The 23252-nt window shown below is 67.4% G+C and carries 25 protein-coding genes; 13 read left to right on the forward strand and 12 right to left on the reverse strand.

What is annotated here, in order from left to right; all coding sequences use genetic code 11:
* The 6 genes from ACLBYE_RS12195 to ACLBYE_RS12220 all read right to left on the reverse strand — a co-directional run.
* The coding region (locus ACLBYE_RS12195) for an aspartate/glutamate racemase family protein (protein WP_447694407.1) at nucleotides 1-733 on the reverse strand (733 nt) is incomplete at its 3' end.
* Between the two features lie 18 nt (nucleotides 734-751).
* On the reverse strand, nucleotides 752-1570 hold the full coding sequence (locus tag ACLBYE_RS12200; protein WP_447694408.1) for an ABC transporter permease: 819 nt from the start codon (nucleotides 1568-1570) through the stop codon (nucleotides 752-754).
* Between the two features lie 29 nt (nucleotides 1571-1599).
* Nucleotides 1600-2499: an ABC transporter permease gene (locus ACLBYE_RS12205; RefSeq protein WP_447694409.1), complete on the reverse strand. Its 900-nt coding sequence runs from the start codon at nucleotides 2497-2499 to the stop codon at nucleotides 1600-1602.
* Nucleotides 2496-3539: an extracellular solute-binding protein gene (locus ACLBYE_RS12210; RefSeq protein WP_447694410.1), complete on the reverse strand. Its 1044-nt coding sequence runs from the start codon at nucleotides 3537-3539 to the stop codon at nucleotides 2496-2498. The genes ACLBYE_RS12205 and ACLBYE_RS12210 overlap by 4 nt, the downstream gene beginning before the upstream one ends.
* Before the next feature lie 37 nt (nucleotides 3540-3576).
* Nucleotides 3577-4677, reverse strand: coding sequence for an ABC transporter ATP-binding protein (locus ACLBYE_RS12215; RefSeq protein WP_447694411.1), 1101 nt, complete (start codon nucleotides 4675-4677; stop codon nucleotides 3577-3579).
* Complete coding sequence (locus ACLBYE_RS12220) at nucleotides 4674-5423, reverse strand: maleate cis-trans isomerase family protein (protein WP_447694412.1); 750 nt, start codon at nucleotides 5421-5423, stop codon at nucleotides 4674-4676. The genes ACLBYE_RS12215 and ACLBYE_RS12220 overlap by 4 nt, the downstream gene beginning before the upstream one ends.
* A 176-nt stretch (nucleotides 5424-5599) precedes the next feature.
* Here ACLBYE_RS12220 and ACLBYE_RS12225 point away from each other — a divergent pair, with 176 nt between their 5' ends.
* Nucleotides 5600-6328 carry a GntR family transcriptional regulator gene (locus ACLBYE_RS12225; protein WP_447694413.1) on the forward strand — a complete coding sequence of 243 codons (729 nt, stop codon included), beginning with the start codon at nucleotides 5600-5602 and terminating at the stop codon, nucleotides 6326-6328.
* Between the two features lie 114 nt (nucleotides 6329-6442).
* Here the strand turns inward: ACLBYE_RS12225 and ACLBYE_RS12230 are convergent, their stop codons facing one another.
* Together ACLBYE_RS12230 and ACLBYE_RS12235 are read right to left on the reverse strand one after the other, a co-directional pair.
* Complete coding sequence (locus tag ACLBYE_RS12230; protein WP_234080889.1) at nucleotides 6443-6691, reverse strand: PilZ domain-containing protein; 249 nt, start codon at nucleotides 6689-6691, stop codon at nucleotides 6443-6445.
* 205 nt (nucleotides 6692-6896) lie between these two features.
* Entirely contained in the window at nucleotides 6897-8429 is a 1533-nt protein-coding gene (locus ACLBYE_RS12235) for a diguanylate cyclase (RefSeq protein WP_447694414.1), read from the reverse strand.
* Nucleotides 8430-8453: 24 nt separating this feature from the next.
* Between ACLBYE_RS12235 and ACLBYE_RS12240 the strand changes: the two genes are divergently transcribed.
* Nucleotides 8454-8999, forward strand: a complete 546-nt coding sequence (locus ACLBYE_RS12240; protein WP_447694415.1) for an efflux RND transporter permease subunit — start codon at nucleotides 8454-8456, stop codon at nucleotides 8997-8999.
* 256 nt (nucleotides 9000-9255) lie between these two features.
* Complete coding sequence (locus ACLBYE_RS12245; RefSeq protein ID WP_029360406.1) at nucleotides 9256-9483, forward strand: hypothetical protein; 228 nt, start codon at nucleotides 9256-9258, stop codon at nucleotides 9481-9483.
* Between the two features lie 20 nt (nucleotides 9484-9503).
* Here ACLBYE_RS12245 and ACLBYE_RS12250 read toward each other — a convergent pair whose 3' ends face one another.
* Complete coding sequence (locus tag ACLBYE_RS12250) at nucleotides 9504-9779, reverse strand: hypothetical protein (protein WP_042675634.1); 276 nt, start codon at nucleotides 9777-9779, stop codon at nucleotides 9504-9506.
* A gap of 206 nt (nucleotides 9780-9985) precedes the next feature.
* Here ACLBYE_RS12250 and ACLBYE_RS12255 point away from each other — a divergent pair, with 206 nt between their 5' ends.
* On the forward strand, nucleotides 9986-10276 hold the full coding sequence (locus ACLBYE_RS12255; protein WP_447694416.1) for a hypothetical protein: 291 nt from the start codon (nucleotides 9986-9988) through the stop codon (nucleotides 10274-10276).
* A gap of 453 nt (nucleotides 10277-10729) precedes the next feature.
* Here ACLBYE_RS12255 and ACLBYE_RS12260 read toward each other — a convergent pair whose 3' ends face one another.
* Nucleotides 10730-11980 (reverse strand): type II toxin-antitoxin system HipA family toxin, encoded by a 1251-nt coding sequence (locus ACLBYE_RS12260; RefSeq protein WP_447694417.1) that lies wholly within the window; start codon nucleotides 11978-11980, stop codon nucleotides 10730-10732.
* Nucleotides 11981-12669: 689 nt separating this feature from the next.
* On the opposite strand from ACLBYE_RS12260, the gene ACLBYE_RS12265 reads away from it, so the two are divergent.
* The 8 genes from ACLBYE_RS12265 to ACLBYE_RS12300 all read left to right on the forward strand — a co-directional run bounded on the left by ACLBYE_RS12265 (nucleotide 12670) and on the right by ACLBYE_RS12300 (nucleotide 20928).
* The gene (locus ACLBYE_RS12265) at nucleotides 12670-13560 is read left to right on the forward strand and encodes a hypothetical protein (protein ID WP_447694418.1); all 891 of its coding nucleotides are present in this window, start codon (nucleotides 12670-12672) and stop codon (nucleotides 13558-13560) included.
* Between the two features lie 110 nt (nucleotides 13561-13670).
* Nucleotides 13671-14114 carry a hypothetical protein gene (locus ACLBYE_RS12270; RefSeq protein ID WP_447694419.1) on the forward strand — a complete coding sequence of 148 codons (444 nt, stop codon included), beginning with the start codon at nucleotides 13671-13673 and terminating at the stop codon, nucleotides 14112-14114.
* Between the two features lie 14 nt (nucleotides 14115-14128).
* Nucleotides 14129-15853 carry an AAA family ATPase gene (locus ACLBYE_RS12275; RefSeq protein ID WP_447694420.1) on the forward strand — a complete coding sequence of 575 codons (1725 nt, stop codon included), beginning with the start codon at nucleotides 14129-14131 and terminating at the stop codon, nucleotides 15851-15853.
* A 622-nt stretch (nucleotides 15854-16475) separates the two neighbouring features.
* On the forward strand, nucleotides 16476-17018 hold the full coding sequence (locus ACLBYE_RS12280) for a hypothetical protein (RefSeq protein ID WP_447694421.1): 543 nt from the start codon (nucleotides 16476-16478) through the stop codon (nucleotides 17016-17018).
* A complete protein-coding gene (locus tag ACLBYE_RS12285) occupies nucleotides 17012-18013 on the forward strand; it encodes a GHMP family kinase ATP-binding protein (RefSeq protein WP_116656884.1) in 1002 nt (333 codons plus the stop codon). The genes ACLBYE_RS12280 and ACLBYE_RS12285 overlap by 7 nt, the downstream gene beginning before the upstream one ends.
* Nucleotides 18014-18078: 65 nt before the next feature.
* A complete protein-coding gene (locus ACLBYE_RS12290; protein WP_447694422.1) occupies nucleotides 18079-19011 on the forward strand; it encodes an NAD-dependent epimerase/dehydratase family protein in 933 nt (310 codons plus the stop codon).
* 80 nt (nucleotides 19012-19091) lie between these two features.
* Nucleotides 19092-19679 (forward strand): D-sedoheptulose 7-phosphate isomerase, encoded by a 588-nt coding sequence (locus ACLBYE_RS12295; protein WP_447694423.1) that lies wholly within the window; start codon nucleotides 19092-19094, stop codon nucleotides 19677-19679.
* A 55-nt stretch (nucleotides 19680-19734) separates the two neighbouring features.
* Complete coding sequence (locus tag ACLBYE_RS12300) at nucleotides 19735-20928, forward strand: HAD-IIIA family hydrolase (RefSeq protein WP_447694424.1); 1194 nt, start codon at nucleotides 19735-19737, stop codon at nucleotides 20926-20928.
* 52 nt (nucleotides 20929-20980) lie between these two features.
* Here ACLBYE_RS12300 and ACLBYE_RS12305 read toward each other — a convergent pair whose 3' ends face one another.
* Together ACLBYE_RS12305 and ACLBYE_RS12310 are read right to left on the reverse strand one after the other, a co-directional pair.
* Entirely contained in the window at nucleotides 20981-21130 is a 150-nt protein-coding gene (locus ACLBYE_RS12305) for a hypothetical protein (RefSeq protein ID WP_175556382.1), read from the reverse strand.
* 98 nt (nucleotides 21131-21228) lie between these two features.
* On the reverse strand, nucleotides 21229-21774 hold the full coding sequence (locus tag ACLBYE_RS12310; RefSeq protein ID WP_447694425.1) for an NUDIX hydrolase: 546 nt from the start codon (nucleotides 21772-21774) through the stop codon (nucleotides 21229-21231).
* Between the two features lie 232 nt (nucleotides 21775-22006).
* Between ACLBYE_RS12310 and ACLBYE_RS12315 the strand changes: the two genes are divergently transcribed.
* Nucleotides 22007-23245, forward strand: a complete 1239-nt coding sequence (locus ACLBYE_RS12315; protein ID WP_447694426.1) for a class I SAM-dependent methyltransferase — start codon at nucleotides 22007-22009, stop codon at nucleotides 23243-23245.
* Nucleotides 23246-23252 lie beyond the last annotated feature (7 nt).

Genomic DNA, 23252 nt, shown 5'->3' on the forward strand with positions numbered 1-23252 from the left:
GGGCGACCCGGGGGGCGAGCGGCCGGGCGAGGCCCGTGGCCGGCTTCGCGGGCGGCCGGGCGAAGCGGCCGGCCCGCGGCGGGCGCGTCCCGAGCCGCACCAGGGCCTGCGCCTGACCCAGGGCGGCCGCCAGCGGGTCGACGAGCGGCACCGGCACCGCGTCCCGCAGGACCGTGGCGAGGCCGGCGAGCGGCGCGCCGGCCAGGATCACGACGTCGGCCCCCTCCCCCACCGCCCGCTCGGCCAGGGCCAGGATCTCGGGCCGCAACTCGTCCTGCACGTCCGTCACGGCCTGGAACGGCCGGCGCACCGCGTGGAGGCCGGCGCACCGCGCCGACAGCCCAGCCAGCGCCACCGCGTCCTCGTACCAGGGCAGCAGGGCGGGCGCGAAGGTGACGATCGCGAACCGCGCCCCAAGCTGGCAGGCGGTCAGCATCGCGGCCTCGGCCATGCCGACGACCGGCAGGTCGAACAGCTCCCGCGCGGCGACCAGACCGGGATCGCCGTAGGCGGCGATCACCGCGGCGTCGTGGCCGGCATGGTGGGCAGCGAGCGTCTCCAGCACGGCCGCGCCGGCGAGCTGCGCCTCGGCCCGGCTCGCGATGTAGGGCAGGCCGGACGCGGCGGTGAGCGCGGTGATGTGCGCGTCGGGGGCAAGCGCCGCCTCGGCGGCTCGCGCCATGCGCGCGGTCATCGCCGCCGAGGTGTTGGGGTTGAGAAGCAGGATGCGCATGCGAGGGCTCCGGGCGCTTCAGCCCGCCATCCGGCGGGACAGGCCGGCGGCGCGCTCCATCACGGCGGCGAGCACCACGGTCACGAGGATCAGCAGGCTGGAGGCCGCCGCCACCGTGACGTCGAGGCGGCCCTCCAGGTCCTGCCACATGCGGATCGGCAGCATGTCGGTGGCGGCGTCGCGCAGGAACAGCGAGACCGGGACGTTGTCGAAGCTCGCCATGAAGGCGATGAAGCCGCCGGCCAGGATCCCGGGCCGGATCAGGGGCAGGGTCACCCGGCGGAACGTGTAGAGGCGCGAGGCGCCGAGCGAGGTCGAGCTCTCGAGGAGCACCGGGTCCATCTGCGACAGGGCCGCCACTGTGGTGCGGACCACGTAGGGCACGCAGACCACGGTGTGGCCGAGCACGAGGGTCAGCGGCGAGACCGGGATGCCGGCGAGGCTGAACAGCATCAGGGCGGCGAGCCCGAAGGCCAGGGCCGGCAGGACGAGGGGCGACAGGAACAGGCTGTCGAGGAGCCGCGCGGAGAGCCGCCGCGACCGGGCGATGGCGAGCGCCGCCGCGGTGCCCAGCGCCACCGACAGCAGGGTCGTCCAGCCCGCCACCACGAGGCTGTTCCAGGCGGCAGCCCGCAGCTGCTCGGCCTCCGCGAGCGCCGCGTACCAGCGCAGGGCGTAGCCCGGCGGCGGGAAGCGCAGGGAGAAGCCGCTGGTGAACGACACCACCACGACGATCACGGTGGGTGCCGCCAGCAGGACGAGGCAGAGCCCGGCCAGCAGCAGCACCGCGCCGTGGAAGCTGAACCAGTCGAGATCGCGCCGCAGGCTCGTCCGCATAGTGACCTCCCGGAGACCGCCCGTTGACCTCAGGCGCGCGCGCGGCCGACCGACAGGCGGCCCGCGAGGTTGAGGAGCGTGACGCAGGCGAGCACCGCCACGAGGAAGACGATCGCGATCGCCGCCGCGAACGGCCAGTTGTTGAGCGAGGAGGCCTGCTGGTACAGGTACATGGGCATGAACAGCATCTGCCCGCCGCCGATCAGCGACTGGGTGATGAAGGCGGTGATCGCCGCCGCGAAGGTCAGCAGGCAGCCCGCCAAGATGCCGGGCAGGCAGAGCGGCAGCGTCACCCGGAGGAAGGTGCGCCACGCCCCCGCCCCGAGCGCCGCCGAGGCGTCGGCGAGGTTCGGGTCGATCCGCGACAGGGCGGTGACCAGGGGCAGGACCATCAGCGGCAGCTGCACCTGCGCCAGCGCCAGGACGAGGCCGCCCTCGGTGTAGAGCAGCTTCAGGGGCGCGTCGGTGAGGCCGAGGCCGAGGAGCGTGGCGTTGACGATGCCCTGGCGCCCGAGGATCACGATCCACGCGAAGGTCCGCACCACCACGCTCGTGAGCAGCGGCAGCAGCACGATCAGGGTCAGCAGACCGCGCAGCCGGCCGGGCGCCCAGGTCAGGAGCAGCGCCAGCGGCAGGCCGAGCAGGAGGGTCAGCGCCGTGACCTCGACGCCGAGCCACAGGGTCGCGCCGAGTACCCGCAGGGAGAACGGGTCGAGCAGGAACCGGGCGTACTGGTCGAGGCCGAACTGGGTCATGGCCGGATCGGCGTAGAAGCTCACGAGCACCAGCAGCGCCAGCGGCGCCAGGAAGAAGACGAGGAAGAACGCCCCGAGCGGCAGCGCGAGGCGGATGTCGTAGGCCGCCGTCCAGGCGCGGCCCGGGCGGAGGGGCGCCGCGACCGGGCCCGCCGTGACCGGGCCGGCGCTCACACCCGGATCTCGCGGTTGAAGCGCTCGATCCAGGCCGGCCGGCCGCGGTTGATCGCGGCCCAGTCCTGGAACACCGACTTGCGCTTCAGCTCGTCCGCGTCCTTCGCCAGGACCTTCGCGACCTCGCCCTCGATGGCGACCTTCCGGTTGGTCGGCACGATCAGGTAGGGGCTCTGCATCAGCTTGGCCTGCACCTCCGGCGACAGCGCGGCCTCGATCAGCTTGAAGGCCAGCTCTTTCGACGGCGTGTTCTTGACGATGTGGATCGTCGTCTTGAAGGCGATGATGCCTTCCTTCGGTGCGGCGAACTCCACCGGCACGCCCCGGGCCTTCAGGATCTGGATCGCGTTGAAATTGCCCGGCCCGATGTCGACCTGCTCCTGCTGGTAGAGGGCCGCCAGGGCGCCCGGGTTGGCGGCGACGGCGGCGAGGTTCGGCTTGAGCGCCTCCAGCGCCTTGAAGCCCGGCTCGACGTCGGTCTCCGAACCGCCGTGCATGCGGGCGATCTCCACGAGGAAGCCGGTGCCGAGCGTCGAGTTCAGGTTGGTGATGCCGACCCGGCCCCTGTACTCGGGCTTCCACAGGTCGGCCCAGGAGGTCGGCGGCGTCTTCACCTTCTCGGGATTGTAGGTCAGGCCGACGATCTGGAAGAACGGCGCCGGGCCCATCGGCTCCTGCGCGTCCGCGATCAGGTCGCCGTAATGGGCCGACTGGGCCACCGGGTAGGGCTCGACGAGGTCCTGGGCGATGGCCGTGAGGGCCGGCCCCGGATCGTGCAACATCACGTCGATCGGCGGGTTGGCGCGGGCCGCCTGGACCTTGGCGATCTGGTCGACCGAGAGCATCGGATCGAGAATCACGTCGCCGCCCGAGCTCTTGCGGAAGGCCGGCACCAGCACGGCCCGGTGCGCCTCCTCCCAGCTGCCCGTGAAGGTCGCGAAGACGAGCTTGCGCGCCTGCGCGCGGGACAGGCCCGGGAAGGCCTGCACGGCCCCGAGGGTCAGGGCGCTGGCGAGGAGGCTGCGGCGGTGCAGGGGCATGGTCGGTTCTCCTGGCTCGGTATCGGGCGGCTCGGCCTCAGTGTCGGGGATCGGGAAAGACGCCGACCCGCTCGGGTGCTGTCGGGCGCAGGCGCACGCGGGCACCGGGCGGCCGGGGCCGGGCGCCCGCCGCGCGCGGCTCGGCGGTCTTGAGGCGGGCGCCGACGTCGAGGCGGATCTCGTGGACGAGGGTGGCGCCCAGCGGCAGGCCGACCTCGACCGCGCCGTCGAGGCCGTCCGCGACCCCCGCCCCGGCCCCCGGTCCCTCCTCCGCGAAGGCGACGTGCTCGGGCCGCAGGCAGGCGGCGACCCGGGTCCCGTCCGGCAGCGTCGTGGCGGCGGGGAGCAGGCCGCCCGCCTCCAGGGCCACCACGCGGGCGCCGCCCGGCTCCGTCGCGAGCCGGCCGTGCAGGACGTTGGCCGTGCCCACGAAGGTGTTGACGAACAGCGTCTCGGGGCGGTCGTAGACGTCGGTCGGGGGGGCGAACTGCTCCAGGCGGCCGGCGTTGAGCACGGCGACCCGGTCGGCCATCGACAGGGCCTCCTCCTGGTCGTGCGTGACGATCAGCGTGGTGGTGCCGGCGCTGCGCTGGATGCGCTTGATCTCGATCTGCATGTCGAGCCGCAGGTTCTTGTCGAGGGCCGCGAAGGGCTCGTCGAGGAGCAGGATCGAGGGGCGCACGGCGAGCGCCCGGGCCAGCGCCACCCGCTGCTGCTGGCCGCCCGACATCTCCCGCGGGAAGCGCCCGGCGAGGTGCTCCAGGCGCACCAGCGCCAGCATCTCGGCGACCCGCGCCCTCTGCTCGGCCCGCCCGACACCCCGGGCCGCGAGGCCGTAGGCGACGTTGTCGGCGACGCTCATGTGCGGGAACAGGGCGTAGTTCTGGAACACGATGCCGACGGTGCGCCGGTTCGGCGGCAGGTGGTCGACGGCTTGGCCGCCGATGATGACGCGCCCCTCCGTGGGCTTCAGGAAGCCCGCCACCGCGCGCAGCAGGGTGGTCTTGCCGCAGCCCGAGGGCCCGAGCAGGGCGACGAGCTCCCCGCCCCTGATGTCGAGGGTCACGGTGTCGACCGCGAGCGCCGACCCGTAACGCTGGGTGATCCCGTCGAGGATCAGGGTGGTCCCGGCGCTCACGGGCGGCCCTCCCCGCCCGCCGCGAAGGCGCGGCCGTGCGCGGCCAGATGCGCCGTCGGGCAGCCCGCCAGCTCCAGGCCCTTCCACAGGGTGACGGCCACCGAATCGATCACCGGCACGCCGAGTTCCGCCTCCAGGGCCGGGGCGAGCGGGGCGCCCGCGAGGTTCGTGCACACGATCGCCACCGCGTCGACGCCCTCGGCCGCCACGGCCCGGACCATGCCGGCGATGGCCTCCGGGCCGGTCTCGGCGAAGGCGAAGTTCTCCGACAGGTCGAGGTGGCGCTCGGCGGCGCAGTCGAAGCCGGCCGCGCCCCAGTTGTCCCGGATCCGGCGCTGCACGTCGCCGGTGTAGGGCGTGACGAGGCCGATCCGCCGGAAATTCCGGGCGCGGAACAGGTCGCGGAAGGCGAGCGCCGCGGTGGAGGCCGGGCACCCGGTCCGGTCGGTGATCGCGGCGCTCAGGCGCTCGTCCGCGTCGAAGCCGAGCCAGGCGCCGGAGGTGCCGTTCCACAGGATCGCGGCGACGCGGGCATCGGCGAGCAGTTCGGCCGCCGCCAGGATCGGCTCGGGGTCGAACTGGTCCAGCGCCGCCGCCGACAGGCCGATCTCCGTCACGCGGAAGCGGGCGAAGTGGGCGCTCACGCCCGCGACGCCGGCCAGCAGATGCGCCGTGGCCGGCTCGAGGACGCTGTTCGACGAGGGCGTCAGCATGCCCAGACGCGTCGTGCCGTTCGCTCGTTCCATCGCATCCATCCTCGATCCGTGAAGCATCCGACAGGCCCGGGCGGGCGACAAGGTATTTTCTGCATGCTGCATGCAATTTGCGCAAATGCATGATATGGCAGCGCAAGCGGCCGAAAAATATGTCATCGATCGGGCGGCCGGACGCGCTAGGCTGGCGCGGGAGAACGGGAGGATCGATGGACGTCGTCGCACGCCGCCGGGGCCGGCCCCGCAAGGCCCCGGTCGTCCCGGCCGCGCAGGTGCCGCGGACCGGGCTGCACGAGCAGGCGGCGGGCCGGCTCAGGGACATGATCGTGCGCGGCGTGCTGCCGGCCGGCGCGTCCCTGGTGGAGACGGACCTGTCCGTCGCCCTCGGGGTCAGCCGCACACCGTTGCGGGAAGCGCTCAAGCTCCTGGCCGCGGAGGGGCTGGTCGAGCTGCACCAGAACCGCAGCGCCCGCGTCCCGGACTGGACGCCGGAGGAGATCCTCGAACTGTTCGAGGCGCTCGCCGGGATCGAGCGGCTGACCGCGGAACTCGCGGCGCCGCGGATCTCCGAAGTCCAGATGGACGCGCTGCGCGGCAAGCAGGCGCAGCTCGACCGGATGCACCGGGACCAAGTGCTCGACGTCTATTTCGCCCTGAACCAGGAGATCCACCGGACGATCGTCGAGGCCGCCCGGAACCGCCCGCTGGCGGAGGCCCACGCGGCGCTCCAGGCCCGGGCCCAATGGGCGCGCCTGCGCGCGCTCTCCAGCGGCAGCCGCTGGGAGGAATCCGCCCGCGAGCACCGGGACCTGTTCGCGGCGCTCGCCGCGCGGGACGCCGCCTCGGCCGGGACCGTCGCCCACCGCCACGTGCTGCGGACCGGCGTGGTGATCGCCGAGACACTCCAGGCCCGGCGCGCGGACCCCGCGGCGCGGTAACTAAGCGTTAACCCTGTCGTCGCATCGGTGGGTCACCAGCCGGACGCTGGCCTTCCACGCCCATCCGATCCGCCCCTCAACACGGGTGGGCGTGGAAGCCTCGGCCGCCGCCCGTCAGGCGTCGCCGAACGCGACCCCGAGCTCGGTCTCCTGGCGCCACGTGACGCGCGCCGGCCGGCGCTGACCGCCGACCCCGTAGGCCAGCACGAACGCGTCGGGCACGCCGATCACGCTGACGACCCTCAGGCGGGCGCCCCCGTCCGACATGTTGCGGATCGTGCAGTCGATCACGCCGCCGCCGGCGAGTTCGATATGGCCCTCAAGCAGGGTCCGTCTGCGGGGCGCGGCGCGTCTGTCGTCCATCCTCGTTACCCTATAGTTGCGGGCCGGATCCCTCCGGATCCGCGCGCGCTCCACCGACCCGGGGCACGGATGATCGATCTCGCCCGCCCCGTCCCGGCGCGACGCCGTCGAGCCCTCGCCGGGCCGTCCGCCATCGCGCCCAGGAGACCACGGCGTTCGTGTCGATTCCGTCAAAGCGCTCCGCGAAAGCGCGGCAGCGCGCCGGTCAGGAGGCCCGCACCAGCTGCAGGGCGCCCCGCGGGGGCGGCGGCGCGACGCTGCGGGTCTGGTTGCGACCGCCGTTCTTGGCCTCGTACAGGGCGCCGTCCGCCAGCCGGTAGGGATCCGGCAGCGGCGCGCTCCGGTCGGCGCCCGGCCGGACGGCCGCGAGCCCGATGCTCACCGTCACAGCGCCAGCCCCGATCCCTGCCGACGGGACGGTCAGCTTGGCCACCTCGGCGTGGACCGTGTCGGCGACGCGCAGGGCGCCGGCCTCGTCCGTGTCGGGCAGGAGCAGGGTGAACTCCTCGCCGCCGATGCGGCTGACGAGATCCTGGGGGCGGTGCACGCTCGCCGCGAGGCAGCGGGCCAAGCCCCGCAGGATCTGGTCGCCCACCGGGTGCCCGTAGCGGTCGTTGAAGCGCTTGAAATGGTCCGCGTCGACGATGAGCAGCGACAGGGGGTGGCCGTCGCGCCGGGCGGCGTCCAGGTTCCGCCGGAGGGCGTCCTCGAAGCAGCGGCGGTTCGGCAGGCCGGTCAGGGCGTCGGTGCGCGACAGCGCCGCCATCTCGGCCCGCAGCGCCTCGCGGCGGCGCAGCTCCCGCCCGAACAGGAGCGACAGCGCGATCGTGAGGCCGCACAGCGCCAGCACGATGCCGCCGATGATCCTCGCCTTCGCGGCCCACTCCGCCTCCACGTCCTTGGTGGACAGGGCGACGTTCAGGATCAGCGGCAGATTTCCGATCCGCGTGAACGTGTAGTTCCGCTCGACGCCGTCGCGCACGGAGGTGCTGACGAAGTTGCCGCGTCCCTCGCGCAGGAACCGTTTGAAGATCGCGGTCTTCCCGATATTCGCCCCGAGATCCGCCTCCACGTAGGGGTAGCGCATCAGGCGGGTGCCGTCGGTCAGGTACAGGTTGATGGCCCCGCCCGGTCCGAGATCGATCTCGCTGAACAGGTGCGTGAAGTAGGACAGCTTCACGGTGCCCAGGACCACGCCGCCGAAGCTGCCGTCGGGCCGGTCGATGCGGCGGCTGAACGGGAGCATCCGCTCTCCGTTGAGCCGCGACACGATCGGGCGCCCGACATGGAGGCCGAGCCCGGTGCTCGCCCGGTGGACCTGGAAGTACTCGCGGTCCGCGTAGTTGCCGGGGCGCGGCGGCACGGCCGCGATGTCTCCGATGGCGTCGCCCCGCTCGTCCAGGATCAGCATCACGCCCATGTCGCGGGCGGTGGCGGCGCGGTCGAACAGGATGAGCTGGCGCAGGTGCGGGTCGGCCTCGGCCAAGCCCGGCACCTTCAGGTTGTCGACCGCCGCGTGGATCGAGAGATCGTACATCTCGATGTTGCGCGCGATGTCGCGCTCGAGGACCTGCAGGAGGTTCCAGGAGGTCTGCTCCGCGCTGGTCCAGGCGTCGCGACGCAAGTCGGCCAGCATGAGACCGGACGTCACGACCATGCCCAGCGGAGCCAGGATCCCGAGGACGATCCACGTGCGGGCCGAGCCGAGCCACGGGGCGACGCGTCGCCAGACGTTCATCGTCCCCCCGCGGACGGCGCTTCGTTGCCATGCTCTGGCACGCCGAGCCTTAACCGCCGCTTTCGCGGCGGTCGGGCCGGTCTTGCATCCCGGCGTCTCTGTCCACGATTCGAGAGACCTCGTCGATCGCGCCGCGCGGCCTTCCGAGTTCGCCGCCGGCCGGCGGGAAACGCTGCGTCACGGGCGCGCCGGGGATGCCGACGATCGCCGCCAGGAGACTCAAGCCATGTCCGGCGGTCCGGCGCGCGGTCGACGCGGCGGAAGACCTCGCTGCACTTCCCCGGCCTCGACCCGGCACTGACTCTGCGCGGCGAGCCGTTCTCGGTTCAGACAGCGATCGGTTTCATAACGCCCTTCGGCATCGCGATCCTGAACGGCGTCGTGCTCGCGAGCTACCTCCGCGACCTGGAGGCGTCCGGCTCGGGCGTCCGGGAGGCCGCCACCCACGCCGCCGCGATACCGCTGCGGCCTGTGATCTTGATGGCTCACCTTACGGCACTGAGCTTCCAGCTATGGCGTTCTCGACCAGCGCCCGCGCGGAGGTTCGACGGCTGCTCGCCACCGTGGTGATCGGGATCCTGATCGCCGCGACACCGGTCACCCTGGTGGTGCTGCCGGCGGTCGATCCCACCGTCGCCAGCCTTCACCGCCCTCCGAGTGGTCCCAGCCCCCTCCGGGATACGGTTCCAAAGCGCGGCGGCGCGTGGAGACTGACCCGTGAACGCGACAAAGTATCCGCAATCGGTATGTGGATACGCAATTCTGTGCTGATGCCGGGACGATGCTCAGGCGACTATGCTGAACTGACACGGAGCGGGAGTCCGGCATGTTGGACGGCGACGCCTTTGCCCACGAGATCGCGGCGCTCCTGATCGCCGACATCAAGACCTCCGGCGCGCGCACGCGCGGCGAGCTCGAGGAGGCCTGCCGGATCTCCCTCGAGAGCCTGCTCGGCGGCACCGCGGTGCCGCCGCAGATCGCCGTGCTGATGCCGATTGGCCTGGAGCGGTGGCCACGGGTGGTCGTGAAGGGACGGCCCCTGCCGGACGTGTAGGCCGGCGCCGCTCGCCCCCCTCAGCGGCCGATGACGCCGGTGCCCCCGGTCGGGCCGATGGCGTTCGGCCCGGTATTCGGAGCGGGCGTCGCGGCTTGGTTCCTCTGGATGTCCATCCGCAGCGTATTGCTCTGGGTCGTCTGCTCCTGTCGCAGAGCGCGGACCTGGCCGCTGGTCTCCATGGATTGGTTGGCGGCGTTCGGATTGTTCTGCTGCACCTGGGCCAGGGCGGGTGTCACGGCGGCCGCGGCCAGACCGAGGCTCGCGGCGGTGAGCGTGGCGATGAGGGGGCGCATTGAAAAGCTCTCGCGCTGAGGGATCCTGCGGAGTTGACACGCCGGCCGCCCGCCAAGTTCCATCCCGGTCGCGTCAGGGGGCCGTCCTCGCCGTTTGGCGAGGTGGTTAGCCAATTCCTGCAGACCGACGGCGTTCTTCATGCCTTGTTAACGCATCGGGGCAAGGCTGTCGGTGGCGTCGGGTGCGGGACGTTGAGAGGGGCGTGATGCGGGCCTTATCGGCGGAGGATGAACAGGCTGTCGATCGGCTCACGCTGCAGCTTCTTCACGACGCATATTGCGACCTCGCGGCGGTCCTGCGCGGTGCCCAGCCCCAGGCGGCCGCCGCGATCCTCGGCGTCATGGAGCAGCGCGTGACCGACGTTCTGACCCGGATCTGGCGGCAGGGTTCGGAAGGGGCGGCCTCGGTGGAGATCGCCGTCGCCGTCGGCGAGCGGATCGGGGAGATCATGGATCAGGCCCACGGACGGGACGTCGCCGGCACGCGAGCCGCTTGATTTGAAGAGATCACGGACACCGGCACAACCAGCGTGTTCAACGCCTTGCGCATAATCTATCATTCGAGGCTCAGGTAAAATTGCGGTCCGCACAGAACTTTTTTGACCTAAGCGAGTATATATTATATATTCCGAATATACGACCCCAGAATCTTCATCTTTTCCATCTTTTGCACGAAATATCTTAGCCAAAATGCCTGGCTACTGCAAAAATATTCTCATAATTATATCGGCTCGTGTCGAAAGGCCGGCGTATGGCTTTGTGGGCCAATCACGGCGTGTTCGAAGTTCTTATGTTTCTTGACGACATGATTTTTATAGAGGCTTAAGCCAGTTCCAGATCCTTCGCGGCGCGTCTAATTAGTAGTTCGACGGTATCTCTCAAAGTATGCAAATATTTGCTTCGTTGTTCCATCTTGTCACGGGCGTGGCGCCATTTGATGGCGCGGAATCTCATTGTGGCGCGCTGTTCTTAGGTAGCGAGCCGAGGCATGCCAGGAATATTTCCCGATCCCGTCTAGACACGCCTCGGGCGTCGAGAAATGCTGGGATGCGTGAGGTGGCTTCATGAATCTCATCGAGAATGGAGCTGGCTTCGGTAGCGGAGAGGCCAAATTTTGTATAGGCCGCGAATGCGGTGCTCGGGTTGCATTCCCGGCTAATACCGGGAGCCGGGGCGCAGACATGCTTGGTGCCCGACGGATGCGGGACAACATCGAACACCGGTGAAAGATTCCAGCCGGTTCCATCGTTGATGAAGGCGTGGTTGCGCAAATGATCGTCGGTGTTCCGGAGATAGGCATTGACTAGGAGCCTACGAAACATCTCGCGTTCGGGCTCGTGTACACCGATACGGCGCGCGGCTGCCGCGATGTCCAAATAGGTCTTGCTTGTCGCATAACCATAAGCTGGCTCGCCCAGCAAAGTGCCGGCGCTGAGGTAGGACAAACACGCTCCAGCCGAGGATCGGTCAAAACGTGATAGCAAGAGAACCGGCCTGTCGTTTACGACACGAAGCTCACGCTCCGGGACTCGAAGGCCTGCTGCCTCAGCGAAATCGAGGCAAACTGCTTCAGCTCTTGGATTGTCGAACCTGTCGTCCCACGCGGAAAATTTGGCTATCCATTCTTTATCTGAAATCCGAACACGCGCCTTTGGTCGAGCGCCCCCAATATCCGAACTGTGGATGAGTAGCTGCGCGAGTTGGCGCGCCGACACTTCGCCTTCCTCGTATTTCTCTGCTGCGATGAGCGCATCTTCGAGATCGTCCTCACTTTGAGCGCGCTCAAGCGCCGCTTCCATCCTGGGTGTCCACCTTTCGGGAGCCTCTGGCGTTGAGCCGAAGGCCAGATCGCCAGTCCGCGACAGGCCGCCCAGAGCCAGAAATTCCGGCATGCCGAGTTCCAGTTCTGGAAATACCTGTGTCAGGATTCCTTTGCCCCAGCCGTCGGGGCCTGCATCGTGAAAGGCCAGATGGACCTCTCCCACGGTCGCAGGCCGCCACTTGTTTCCGAGCGGCAGGCCAATGGGGTCAATCGGCCTCCGTCCTTCAGAAGCTAGATAGTCGGAGCTATAGGCAAAACGACCGAGCCGCCGTGAGGAGCCACCTTCGAAGACCAAGAGGCCGATGGGCACATAGCCGCTCGGCCCTGACCGGAACACGTGCATTTCCTCGATGCGGTTGTACTTAGAGGTTCGCCACATACCCGCTCACGATGATCCCGCGGCGATCCAGCACGGCAACCGCTGTGTCTCTGATGTGATCACACAGACAATGTCGCCATGTTGATCTGTGCGAATCGGCGAGGTCAGTGCACTGAGCAAGAATCTGCTGGCGACACCCGGCCACCCGGCCATCAGGCGATCATGGGATGTGATGCGCTCACCCGCAATAACGAAAAGGGCGCCAGGCTTCCGTTAACGATCGCGACAGGAAGGACTTCCTCAAGATCATATTGCCGCATCTGCGGCCTTCTCAAAGGCGCCGATCCACGCCAAGTTCGTCCCTGGCAGACCACACGCACACGCCGCGCCGCTCTTTAGCAGGGGGCGGCCAGCACCGGTGTTAGCAGCACCGAGTGCCGGCCTGACCACGATCCGTATCGTTAGGAGATACAGACTATGGCTGCGACCTTAACTACCGGCCTTATCGCGCCGACGAAACTGTCCCGACGCATGAATTCCGGGCAGTCCCACTTCCCGTCCCGGCCACCCGCCTGATCGCCTGAAGGTGCGCTGGCACGCGATACGCCGTGCCTCAGCGTCCCCTCGCTATCCCGCAATCCTGACGCCCTCGTCACCGCAGGCCTGAGGCTGCGAAAAACGAGCCCGTTCGTCGCTCAGCCATTCGGTGAGGCGCGCGCGGGTCGGCGTCGCCTGGACGGAAACCATCCATGACCATCGTCGTCCCCCACCCCGCCGCCCAGCGCGGCGGCCGACAGCGGCTATCTGCACGTGGGCAGCCTGGATCCGCGACCAGCAGCCGGATCACCGTCCCGCTCGGGAGCGCTGCGGCCCTCGGCTGCGGCCACGTCCAGCCCGCGATCCCGCAGATCTGCGCACCCGAACTGATGGCCGCGGCCCAGGCCGCGCTCGACGGCGCGTTCCGGGCGACCTTCGTGCCCGATCCCCTGCTTGGACCAGGCTTGTCGCAACTCGGATCCGTGCTGGCCTCCATGGTCAAGAGGCACGGGTCGCTCATCGAGGCGGCCATCACGGACGTCCTGGAGCGAAGCGGGCGCTACTTGGTGCTCCGCAACGTCGCGATGCCGATCACCGTTCCGACCCAGGAACTCGTCCGCGCCAGCAGCGTCGCCCAGCTCAACCAGACCTCGATCGAACTCGCGGGCGCCGTCGCGCAGTCGGTATTTCTCGACCTGATCGTCGTCGACCGGAAAGAGAGCCGAGCCATCATCGCGGAGGTCAAGAGAGGCTCCGGAAAAAATGAGGCTAGGAAAATCCACCAAGTCGAATGGGTACTGCGGTGCGCGCAGGTCCAGGGCCGCTCGTTTCTGGCTTCACTCGGCTACGAGGTCGCGCAAATCCGCGCGGTGCTGATCGACGTCTATGGACGGGCCGGGTACGGTGATGACCTTACGGTGAGCGGACCGGCCATAGATCAGCTGTTCGCGACCCCGGTCTTGGCCGCGCTCGAGACTGTCACGGCGGCGCTTCAAGCCCGATTGCGCGCGGCTGTGCCGGACCTTCTGACGATGGCGTTGGCGAGCCTCGCCGGTCCTGAGAACGTCAAACACCCGCACCCGCCCGGGCCGCTCGCGCCCTGACCGCACCACGCTGGCATCAGGTCGCGGCCGCGACCTGATGCGTCCATCTCGCTCTCCATCAATCCCGCACCGTGCGCCTGCGCGCCGTCGCGCTCTCCAGGTCTGTCTCAATGACACTCGCTCGTGACCCCGATGCCCATCTCTCCGGCACAACTGACGCGGCCAAACTCTCGCTGCCGCTGTCCTGGTGGCGCGTCCTCGCCCCTGAGGCGCTCGATATGGCGGCGCAGTGCCGACTGTCCGCTGCCCTGAATGCCACGCAGCCCCTGCCGTCCCCCGACTGGTCCGCTGCTTGCCGGGGCGATTCGGCGGCTGCGATCCATATCGCCCTCAACGTTCTCGCCGAGGCCATCGCCTTTCCTGGGCGCCTCGATCCGGCGATGTCGGCGATCTGCCTCTGCGCCGTACGAGGTGACGGCTCCTGCATCGACCTGCTCGTACACGTGCTCGGGCGGCGAGCCCGACGCCGGGCTGATCTCAAGGTGCTCTGCCTCGCCCGGGCTTGGTGCTCCGTTCCGCGCCGCGGTTCCGAACGCGTCGGCGTCGCCCGCTGAGAGGGAGGAAGCCGATGGCGTTCTCTTCGACCCCGCCTGCCCTGCAGATCGATCCCGAGGTGGCACGTCGCCTGCTCGAACCGATGCTTCCGCGCCGCCTGCGCGCCTGCCTTGCACAGGATCTGCGCGTGGATTCTGCCTGTTCTGAACTCGCCCTCGAGATCACCACCCTCGCCCCGGATGCCGAGGTCCTGGTCTCGGCCTGGATCGCGGCAAGGACTTCTTCGGACGGTGTTTTGTGGCGTGACCGTCGATGGATCGCCCGACGATCCGCCCTGATCCGGTTCCTCGACGTGTTGGCCGTGGAGCGCGATCAGCCGGTGGCGCGGGCGTTGGCCGATGTCGCGACGCTGCTTTCCTGCGCCGGCGATGATCGCAGAGCTGCCGCGCGCTTGACCCAGCCACTCTGGCTGGAACGCGAAGCGGTTCTCGGTCTCCGGAAAGGGTTCGCAGCCCTGGCCGAGGCGCAGACGCGCCTCGCTCTCGGACGCGTCGCGGAGCCGGGCGCGGATACTGATGTCACCGGGGCGACTGATCTCGCTGTCGCCCTGCAGGCAGCTTGGCACGACGCGCTCACAGATGCGCTTCTGACACTCTCCGAGAAGACGAGCAGCGCCATCGCTGCGGCCGCCGCCCTGGCCTGTGGCGCCGACGATGCCTTTGCCGGCGACGTCACACTCGTCCACGCGCTCGTACCCTTCGGGGAGACCTTGACACGGCCGGTCGCAGACAGCGCGGCGACGCGAGAGCGACGCAGGTGGAAGAAGATCGAGGCTCAACTCGTCCAAAACGAGGCGCGCCGGCGCGAGAAGGCGGCAATCGTCGAGACGACGGCACAGATGCCGGACGCCGATGCCCCACGTGCGGAAGTGCCCCAGGGCCATGTCCTCGTCGTTTCAGCGATCCAGGAGACCGGGAGCGACCGCGGCCGCTCCATCGCCCGCGGCTATGAGCACATCATCGGCAAGCCACTCCCGCTCGTCGAGGTGCCGGATCTCGCAGCCGTGCGCACGCGGCTCGTCTTCGAATTCCCGTATGCGTCGGCTATGATCGACAGGCTTCTGGCCGACCTGATCGGACGTGAGCACGCCACGTTCCGGCCGACCCTGCTGATCGGTCCGCCGGGTGCCGGCAAGAGTCGCATCGTCGCGAGGATCGCCCATCATCTTGGTTTGGGGCTGTGGCGGGTCGATGCAACGCGAGATGCGGGCGCGTCATTGGGGGGCCTTGATCGGCGTTGGGCAACGTCGGAGCCAGCGCATCCGATCATGGCGGTGGCTCGGTCTGGCACCGCCAATCCGCTGATGCTGATCGACGAGTTGGAGAAGGCCGCAACGCGCGCAGATCACGGTAGGCTCTGGGATGCCTTGCTTCCGATGCTCGAGCCGGAGACCGCTCGGGCCTACCAAGATCCTTGTTTTCAGACGGAGACCGACATCAGCCGTGTCTCGTGGCTGGGCACGGCCAACGAGGTGGGCAACCTGCCCGCTCCGTTGCTCGATCGCCTGCGCGTGCTGGAGATGCCGGCACCGCGCCACGCGGATCTGGAGGCGTTGCTCGGACCGATCGTGGCCAGGATTGCGGAGGATCGCGGGCTCAATCCCGCCTTCGTTGCGCCACTGGACGGAGAGGTGATAACATTACTTCGGAGGTCGTGGCGTGGCGGCTCCGTGAGGCGCCTGATGCGATTAGTTGAAGCTCTCGTGACGGCGCGTGAAGCTTTCGCCGTTCGACAATAGCTAGACAGCTAGACGGGTCTCGATGGACACACCGTAACGCGTGGCCAGCGCGCCGGAGCTCACGTGCGAGCGGGAGATCTCGGCACGCGGCCGGGGTTGTGTGGGCTGGATAGGGATGGCGAGCATCAGCGCTCTCTACCGGCGAAGTGGCGGCGCAGACCTGCGAATCGTCATGCATTAGTTATGATCGTCCAGCGCGCCACATCCCGACGATGATCCGTAAATTAACAACTATAAGCCCTTCCTAGTAGCGTAGCTCAAACCTAGGGCGCAGGGGCAAGATCCGATTCTACGAGGTCGAATCGGTTCGATGTGCGGCAAGTCTGTACAAAATCCGGGATTTTGGAAGTTATGCGGATTGAGAGATCGCATCAGCATTGAGTATAAACTCTGGAATATGATGCCAAAAATGGTGGACGGCCAGTATAATTTGATTTTAAGATGCGGGCGTGTTCAATTATCTATCTAATACGTTCGGTCAAGTCTGCCCTGTAACAGCAGAGAAGTCATATTGGCGCCTCGGCGGAGCGCCTCCTGGCGGTGCGATGAGCGGATCTGCAGAGTTTACAATCCCTTAACCATAAAGGAGGCATGTGACCTATGGAAAATTTGTCATGAACTCGTGGCCGTAGCCGGTATGTGCGCACAGGATGCTGATTTCTCGGATACGGTCAGGCTGAAGATTGCCGTGTCGGACCGTGTCGTAGTCGTCAGTGAGGCTGATGTGGTCGAAGCTGTGGCGTCGATTGAGCTCAGGTCTTTCTCAGACTCCTCTCGACCGAGCTGCGTGACCGATGACGTCATCACTTGTTCACCGAAGGGCCGGAACCAGTCCATGATGCCAGTGGAGGAGCGGTGGTCCAGCGCTGTCGATCTGCTGCGGCCGAAGAAAGGCATTTCAAATCACGCCAGCTTCTTTGCTCGGCAGATTAATAGTACCAAGTTTAATCGGATTGGGTATATTACTGTAATCGATCTTGTCAATGTTTCGGCCATTGACAAGTTTCGTGATGCTTTCGAGGTCGATTCATTCGGCATCGCTCATTTTCATGATGAAATAGGTGCGTTCGCGCATAAATTTAGCAATCGAAGTGACATTAGAAATCAAAAATACTTGAATCGAGCAGATTATGAGAATATAAACACCGGAAAATTTCTATGCTGACAGTCACGCGAACGCCGCTGCGTATTAGCTTGTTCGGTGGCGGTACCGATTATCCAGAATACTTCGAGCGCGCGCCCGGCGCCGTAGTCGGCGCGGCGATCGATAAATACATCATCATCGCGGCTCTCGACCTGATTGGCTGCCAAGATTACAACTATAGATTAAGTTATTCCCGAGTTGAGCATTGCAATAATATTTCTGAGATCGAACATCCGGTCGTTCGAGAGGTGCTTAAGCATTTCGACGTGACTCGTAGGCTCGATATGAGCATCATCTCCGATTTGCCTGCGGCGGGCAGCGGATTGGGCTCTTCTTCGGCTTTCACCGTCGGTTTCTTGCGTACGATCTACGCGATATTGAATCAAAAGCCTACAAAGATCGAGTTGTCGAAGAAGGCGATCGAAGTCGAGCGCGAAATTTTGCGCGAGAACGTTGGCGTCCAAGATCAGCTGCATGCGGCCTTCGGGGGGATCAACCGTTTCGATTTCAGCGGCTCCGCGATTCGGATCTCGCCCGTTCAGATGAGCTCCGCTGCCATACAGCAACTCAACGCGTCGATGGTGTTGGTCCATACAGGCATCGCGCGGCGTGCAACGACAACGGTCGCTGCGCAGATCGCGGTAACCCGCGCGCGCGCGATCGACAAGGAACTGTCCGAACTCTACCGCCTCGTCGAGGAATGTGTCTCGCTGCTGGAGGCGGGAACGAGCGGCTGGCTCACGCAGCTTGGCGAGATGCTCTCCGCCTCTTGGCGCATCAAGCGGACCCTGTCGCGTGAGGTCTCGAACGCGGTGCTTGACGATCTGTTCGAAGCGATCATCGCGTCGGGGGCCTACGGGGCGAAGCTGTGCGGCGCGGGCGGGGGCGGCTTCTTCCTCGCTCTGATCGATCCTGATCGGCTTCCGGCCCTGATCGAGCGGGTCGCGCCGCTGTCCGTCGTTCCGATCGGCATCGACGTCGACGGGTCCACCCTGATCTATCGCCAGACGCGCTGAGCGGCGTCCTCACTAGCTCCAGCCTGGGCAGCCGGGCCGCGGGCTCATCGCGACGAGAGGCAACGATGCGAATTCTGATCACCGGCGGCGCGGGTTATATCGGGACGATCCTGGTGCCGATGCTGCTGGAGCGCGGGCACCACGTGACGGTGCTCGACACGTTCAAGTCCGGCGCCCCGGACCTGTTCTCGGCCTGCCAGTACGACACGTTCGAGCCGATCAAGGGTGATGCGCGCGACACGCGCATCTTGGACGAGTTGATCCCGAAGCACGATGTGCTCATCCCTCTCGCCGCCCTGGTTGGCGCTCCCCTGTGCAAGGAGGACGCGATCGGCGCCACGACGCTCAACCGCGACGCCGTGATCGCCTTGGTCGAGCGCGCGGGCGGCGACCAGAGGATCATCTACCCGACGACCAACTCGGGCTACGGCGTCGGCGAGGCCGGCAAGTACTGCACCGAGGACTCGCCCCTGCGGCCGATCTCGCTCTACGGCACGACCAAGGTCGAGGCCGAGAAAGCCGTGCTCGACAGCGGCCGCGGCGTCAGCCTGCGGCTTGCGACGGTGTTCGGCATGGCGCCGCGCATGCGGCTCGACCTCCTCGTCAACGACTTCACGCACCGGGCCGTGACCGACCGGGCGCTTCTGGTCTTCGAGGGCCACTTCAAGCGCAACTACATCCACATCCGCGACGTCGCCAAAGGCTTCATCCACGCGATGGGCAATTACGACCGGATGCGCGGCGAGGCGTACAATCTCGGCCTGTCGAGCGCCAATTTGTCGAAGCTGGAACTCTGCGAGCGCATCAAGACGCACGTTCCGAACTTCGTCTACGTCGAGGCTCCGATCGGCGAGGATCCGGACAAGCGCGACTACATCGTGTCCAACGAGAAGCTTGAGGCGACCGGCTGGTTCCCCGATTTCGATCTCGACCGGGGCATCAAGGAGCTGATCAAGGGCTTCCGGATGATCCGCAACTCGCGGTTCGCCAACGTTTGATCGGGATGGGCGGAGCCTACAGCGAACGCCCCGCCGGCGGCCCGACAAGGCGGCCGGTGCGGGAACGGACCGAGGTGATCATGAGTGCGATCGTCGATTTTCTCACGCAGACCCGTGACACCTTCCAGGCCGCCCTCGACGATTCCCGCTTCCATGCGACCCTCGCCGAGATCGCCGATCTCGTGACCGCGTCCCTGCGCGGCGGCGGCAAGCTCCTGACGATCGGCAATGGCGGCAGTGCTGCCGACGCGCAGCACATCGCGGGCGAGTTCGTCTCGCGGCTCAACTACGACCGGCCGCCGGCCGCAGCCATGGCGTTGACCACCGACACCTCGGTGATCACCGCGATCGGCAACGATTACGGCTACGAGCACGTGTTCGAGCGGCAGGTTCTGGCCCTCGGGCGGCCGGGCGATGTCCTGCTCGCCCTCTCCACGTCGGGGCGGTCGCCGAGCGTGCTGAAGGCGATGGACGCGGCCCACGACTTAGGCCTGCGGGTCGTCGCCTTCACGGGTGCGACGGGCGGGGCGATGCTCGAGCGGGCGGATACCTGCCTGCACGCGCCGTCGGACGCCACGCCGTTGATCCAGCAGATTCACATCACCGCCGCGCACATCGTGTGCGGCCTCGTAGAGGAAAATCTGTTCCCCCGTGGGACGGCAGCGTGAGGGGCGGCCTGTGACCGAGCCAGAGCGGAAGGGTGGAGGCCTTGTCCGGCAAGCCATGATCTTGTGCGGCGGCTTCGGCACGCGCCTCGGCGCGCTGACCTCGGCGATGCCCAAGCCGCTGCTGCCCGTGGCCGGGGAGCCTTTCCTAGACGTGCTGCTGTTCGAACTCGGCCGCCACGGCTTCACCGAAATCGTGCTGCTGGCCTCGTACCACAGCGAGAAGATCCGCGCCTACGCCGCCGACAACCCGGTCGCGCGACGCTTCGGCATGACGCTGCGGGTCTCGGTCGAGCCGGAGCAGGCCGGGACCGGGGGCGCCGTCGTGCACGCCCTTCCCGAGGCCGACGAGACCTTTCTCCTGCTGAACGGCGACTCGTGGTTTGACGTGAACCTGCTCTCCTTGCCCGCTATGGCGTCGCGTCACCCCGATGCAGCGATGGTCCTGTCGCTCCGTCGGGTTCCGGACGCGGCGCGTTACGGCGTCGCGCTGCTCGACGGCGTCCGGATCACAGCCTTCCTCGAGCGGCCGCCTGAGCCGGGTCCCGGTCTCGTCAACGCCGGCGTCTACCTGGTGCGCCGCGATGCACTCACCGGCTTGCCACCGGCCTGCTCGCTGGAACGGGACGTCCTGCCCGCTCTGGTCGCCGAGGGCCGCGTGGTCGGCGAGGCCCATGACAGCTACTTCCTTGATATCGGCGTGCCCGAGAGCTACGCCCGGGCCCAGGAAGAGATCCCGGCCCGTCGGAGAAGACCGGCCGCCTTCCTTGATCGGGACGGCGTTCTCAATCACGACCACGGGTATGTCGGTTCCGTGGACCGGTTCCAGTGGATGGCGGGCGCGCGCGACGCCGTCCGCGCGCTGAATGATGCCGGGTACTTCGTGTTCGTCATCACGAACCAAGCGGGGGTCGCCCGCGGCTTCTACACCGAGGCCGACGTCGCCCGTCTGACGGCCTGGATGCGGGACGACCTGCGCGAGGCCGGCGCGCATATCGATGATCTACGCTACTGCCCCTATCATCCAGACGGGACGGTCGAGGCCTACAGGGCGGTCCACGGATGGCGAAAGCCCGAGCCCGGCATGATCCTCGACCTGATGGTCCATTGGGACATCGACCGCGCGCGCAGCTTCCTGGTCGGCGATCAGGAGACGGATCTCGCCGCCGGCCGTGCGGCGGGGCTCGCCGTGCACCACTTCAGGTCGGACGACCTGCTCGCCTTCCTGCGGGAGGTCGCGCTGACGGGGTAGGAAGGGACCCAGGATGGGGGCTCGCCGGGGCACGCTTCGCCGTCCGGCACGCTCAATCGTGCGACTGAATCGAGAGTTCCGCTTCCGCGGCCTCGCGCATGGCGCGATCCCAGTCGAGCTTGCGCTTGGGCAGGGTCTCGCGCTCCGCGTCCGCAGCTTGCCGATCTCGCGGAGCGACGATCTGGATGTCGTAATCGGGCACGCTTCGATCCGCTCTTTAATCGACAATTAATCGTATTGGCGGAACGCGCGGGTCTTGTCAGCGGTTCGATCGCTCGATCCACAATCCGGTGATGGACATCATCCTGTGCCGGACAGGCCGATCAGGAGCATGGCGGCGTGTACGGCTCCGACGATGGCGCCCGACTGGGCGAGCTGTAAGGCCTCGGCCCGCGGTACGCGCAATACGGCGATGTCCTCGCCGGGATCCGGCTGCGCCGGCCCGGCCACGGCCACGCGCGCGCGGACGAGATGCATGCGGTTGGCGTAGCGGGCCGGATCCGCATTCAGGGTGACCACGCGCTCGGCATCCGCGAAGATGTAGCCGGTTTCCTCGCGCATCTCGCGCTCGGCGGCCGCGAGGATGTCGGGGTCAGCGGGGTCGATGGCCCCGCCCGGAAGCTCCAGGGTCGGGCCGCCATAGGCGTGACGGTACTGGCGTACGAGGATGACATGATCGGCCGCGTCGATGCCCAGCACGAGCGCGATGTCCGGCGTCTCAAGCACGTAATAGGGATCGACGATGTGACCGGACGGAGTCACGCAGTCGTCGGCACGGAGACCGAGCCAGCGATCCTTCATGACGTGGTGGGATTTGCGGACTGTCCAACTCGATGTCGAGATCATTGCTTTCTGCAGACTGAGGGTTCGTGCTTTCGGATATCTGCCGCGGTCATTGTGGATCTTCGCCCCTGATGGACATGCGCGATGGCAAAACTGTCTCGCCTTTCGGGTCTGACTTCGATCGAGGTGCGACCGCGCGTTGCGCTGCCCTGGCTCAGCCGATAAGCCTCGCGGGGTCGTAGAGCTTCGCGCCGCGGATGTCACAGGTCGTAGGATGACGGGAACGAAACTCGCCATGGCATGCCGCGTCTGCGATGGACGCGATGTCGAGCTGTTCCTCGACCTGACCGATCAGCCGCACTGCAACCGCCTGATCCCGCCGGAGCTCGCCGACCGGCGCGAGCCGCATTTCCCCCTGCGCGCCGGCTTCTGCCACGACTGCACGCTCGTCCAGATCGATCATACGATCCCGAAGGAGAGCATGTTCAGCGACTACCCCTACGTCTCGGGCACGACGAAGACGCTGGTGGAGCATTTCCGCCAGACGGCGGCCAGGCTCGTGGAGCGGTACGGCCTTGGGCTGCAGGACCTCGTCGTCGACATCGGCAGCAACGACGGCACGTGGCTGCGGCAGTACGAGCCCTTCGGCCTGCGTCGCCGCGGTGTCGAGCCCGCCTCCAACGTCGTGGAACTCGCCCGCGCCGCCGGCGTGCCGACGCTGAACCGCTTCTTTAACGCGGAGACCGCCGAGATCGTCCGCGGGCAGGACGGGCCGGCGAGCCTGATCACCGCCGCCGGCGTCTTCTTCCACCTCGAGGAACTGCACAGCGTCGTGAAAGGCATCGTCACGCTGCTCAAGCCGGACGGCGTCTTCGTCGTGCAGGCGATCTACCTGGGCGGCATGATCGAGAACACTGCCTTCGATCAGATCTACCACGAGCACCTGTGCTACTACACGCTCCGCTCCCTGGAGCAGCTGTTCGCGCGCCACGGCCTGGAGGTCTTCGACGTCAGCGTCGTCCCGGTCCACGGCGGCTCCCTCGAGGCGCATGTCGGCTTCCCCGGCGCCCACCCGGTCAGCGACGCGGTGAAGCGCATGCGCGCCAACGAGGAGGCCCGCGGCTACGGCAAGTTCGAGACCTATGTCGGCTTCGCCGAGAACGTCCGGCGCCTGCAGGCGGCGCTGCTCGACCTGCTGGAGCGCATGCACGCCGAGGGGAAGACGGTCCACGCCTACGGTGCCCCGGCCAAGGGCGCGACGCTGCTCAACGCCTTCGGCATCGGCCCGCGTCTGGTCCAGTACGCGGCCGAGAAGAATCCGCTGAAGTTCGGCCGGCTGATCCCCGGCGCCCGCATCCCGATCGTCGAGGAGGGCAGCGTGCCCGCGCCCGACGCCTATCTGGTGCTCGCCTGGAACTTCATCGACGAGTTCCTGGCGCGCGAGCGCCGCTACCTCGAGAACGGCGGCGCCTTCATCGTTCCGGTGCCGGAACTCAAGGTGATCACCGCCGCCGACCTGCCGAAGGCGGTCTGAGCGTGGC

Source organism: Methylobacterium sp. A52T, assembly GCF_053346095.1.

Excerpts from the sequence above, each read along its gene's own strand:
- ACLBYE_RS12200 (WP_447694408.1), bottom strand. The coding sequence starts at position 1,570 with ATGCGGACGAGCCTGCGGCGCGATCTCGACTGGTTCAGCTTCCACGGC.
- ACLBYE_RS12210 (WP_447694410.1), bottom strand. The coding sequence starts at position 3,539 with ATGCCCCTGCACCGCCGCAGCCTCCTCGCCAGCGCCCTGACCCTCGGG.
- ACLBYE_RS12220 (WP_447694412.1), bottom strand. The coding sequence starts at position 5,423 with ATGGAACGAGCGAACGGCACGACGCGTCTGGGCATGCTGACGCCCTCG.
- ACLBYE_RS12225 (WP_447694413.1), top strand. The coding sequence starts at position 5,600 with ATGGACGTCGTCGCACGCCGCCGGGGCCGGCCCCGCAAGGCCCCGGTC.
- ACLBYE_RS12230 (WP_234080889.1), bottom strand. The coding sequence starts at position 6,691 with ATGGACGACAGACGCGCCGCGCCCCGCAGACGGACCCTGCTTGAGGGC.
- ACLBYE_RS12235 (WP_447694414.1), bottom strand. The coding sequence starts at position 8,429 with ATGAACGTCTGGCGACGCGTCGCCCCGTGGCTCGGCTCGGCCCGCACG.
- ACLBYE_RS12245 (WP_029360406.1), top strand. The coding sequence starts at position 9,256 with ATGTTGGACGGCGACGCCTTTGCCCACGAGATCGCGGCGCTCCTGATC.
- ACLBYE_RS12250 (WP_042675634.1), bottom strand. The coding sequence starts at position 9,779 with ATGCGCCCCCTCATCGCCACGCTCACCGCCGCGAGCCTCGGTCTGGCC.
- ACLBYE_RS12255 (WP_447694416.1), top strand. The coding sequence starts at position 9,986 with ATGCGGGCCTTATCGGCGGAGGATGAACAGGCTGTCGATCGGCTCACG.
- ACLBYE_RS12260 (WP_447694417.1), bottom strand. The coding sequence starts at position 11,980 with ATGTGGCGAACCTCTAAGTACAACCGCATCGAGGAAATGCACGTGTTC.
- ACLBYE_RS12265 (WP_447694418.1), top strand. The coding sequence starts at position 12,670 with ATGACCATCGTCGTCCCCCACCCCGCCGCCCAGCGCGGCGGCCGACAG.
- ACLBYE_RS12270 (WP_447694419.1), top strand. The coding sequence starts at position 13,671 with ATGACACTCGCTCGTGACCCCGATGCCCATCTCTCCGGCACAACTGAC.
- ACLBYE_RS12275 (WP_447694420.1), top strand. The coding sequence starts at position 14,129 with ATGGCGTTCTCTTCGACCCCGCCTGCCCTGCAGATCGATCCCGAGGTG.
- ACLBYE_RS12285 (WP_116656884.1), top strand. The coding sequence starts at position 17,012 with ATGCTGACAGTCACGCGAACGCCGCTGCGTATTAGCTTGTTCGGTGGC.
- ACLBYE_RS12290 (WP_447694422.1), top strand. The coding sequence starts at position 18,079 with ATGCGAATTCTGATCACCGGCGGCGCGGGTTATATCGGGACGATCCTG.
- ACLBYE_RS12295 (WP_447694423.1), top strand. The coding sequence starts at position 19,092 with ATGAGTGCGATCGTCGATTTTCTCACGCAGACCCGTGACACCTTCCAG.
- ACLBYE_RS12300 (WP_447694424.1), top strand. The coding sequence starts at position 19,735 with ATGATCTTGTGCGGCGGCTTCGGCACGCGCCTCGGCGCGCTGACCTCG.
- ACLBYE_RS12310 (WP_447694425.1), bottom strand. The coding sequence starts at position 21,774 with ATGATCTCGACATCGAGTTGGACAGTCCGCAAATCCCACCACGTCATG.
- ACLBYE_RS12315 (WP_447694426.1), top strand. The coding sequence starts at position 22,007 with ATGGCATGCCGCGTCTGCGATGGACGCGATGTCGAGCTGTTCCTCGAC.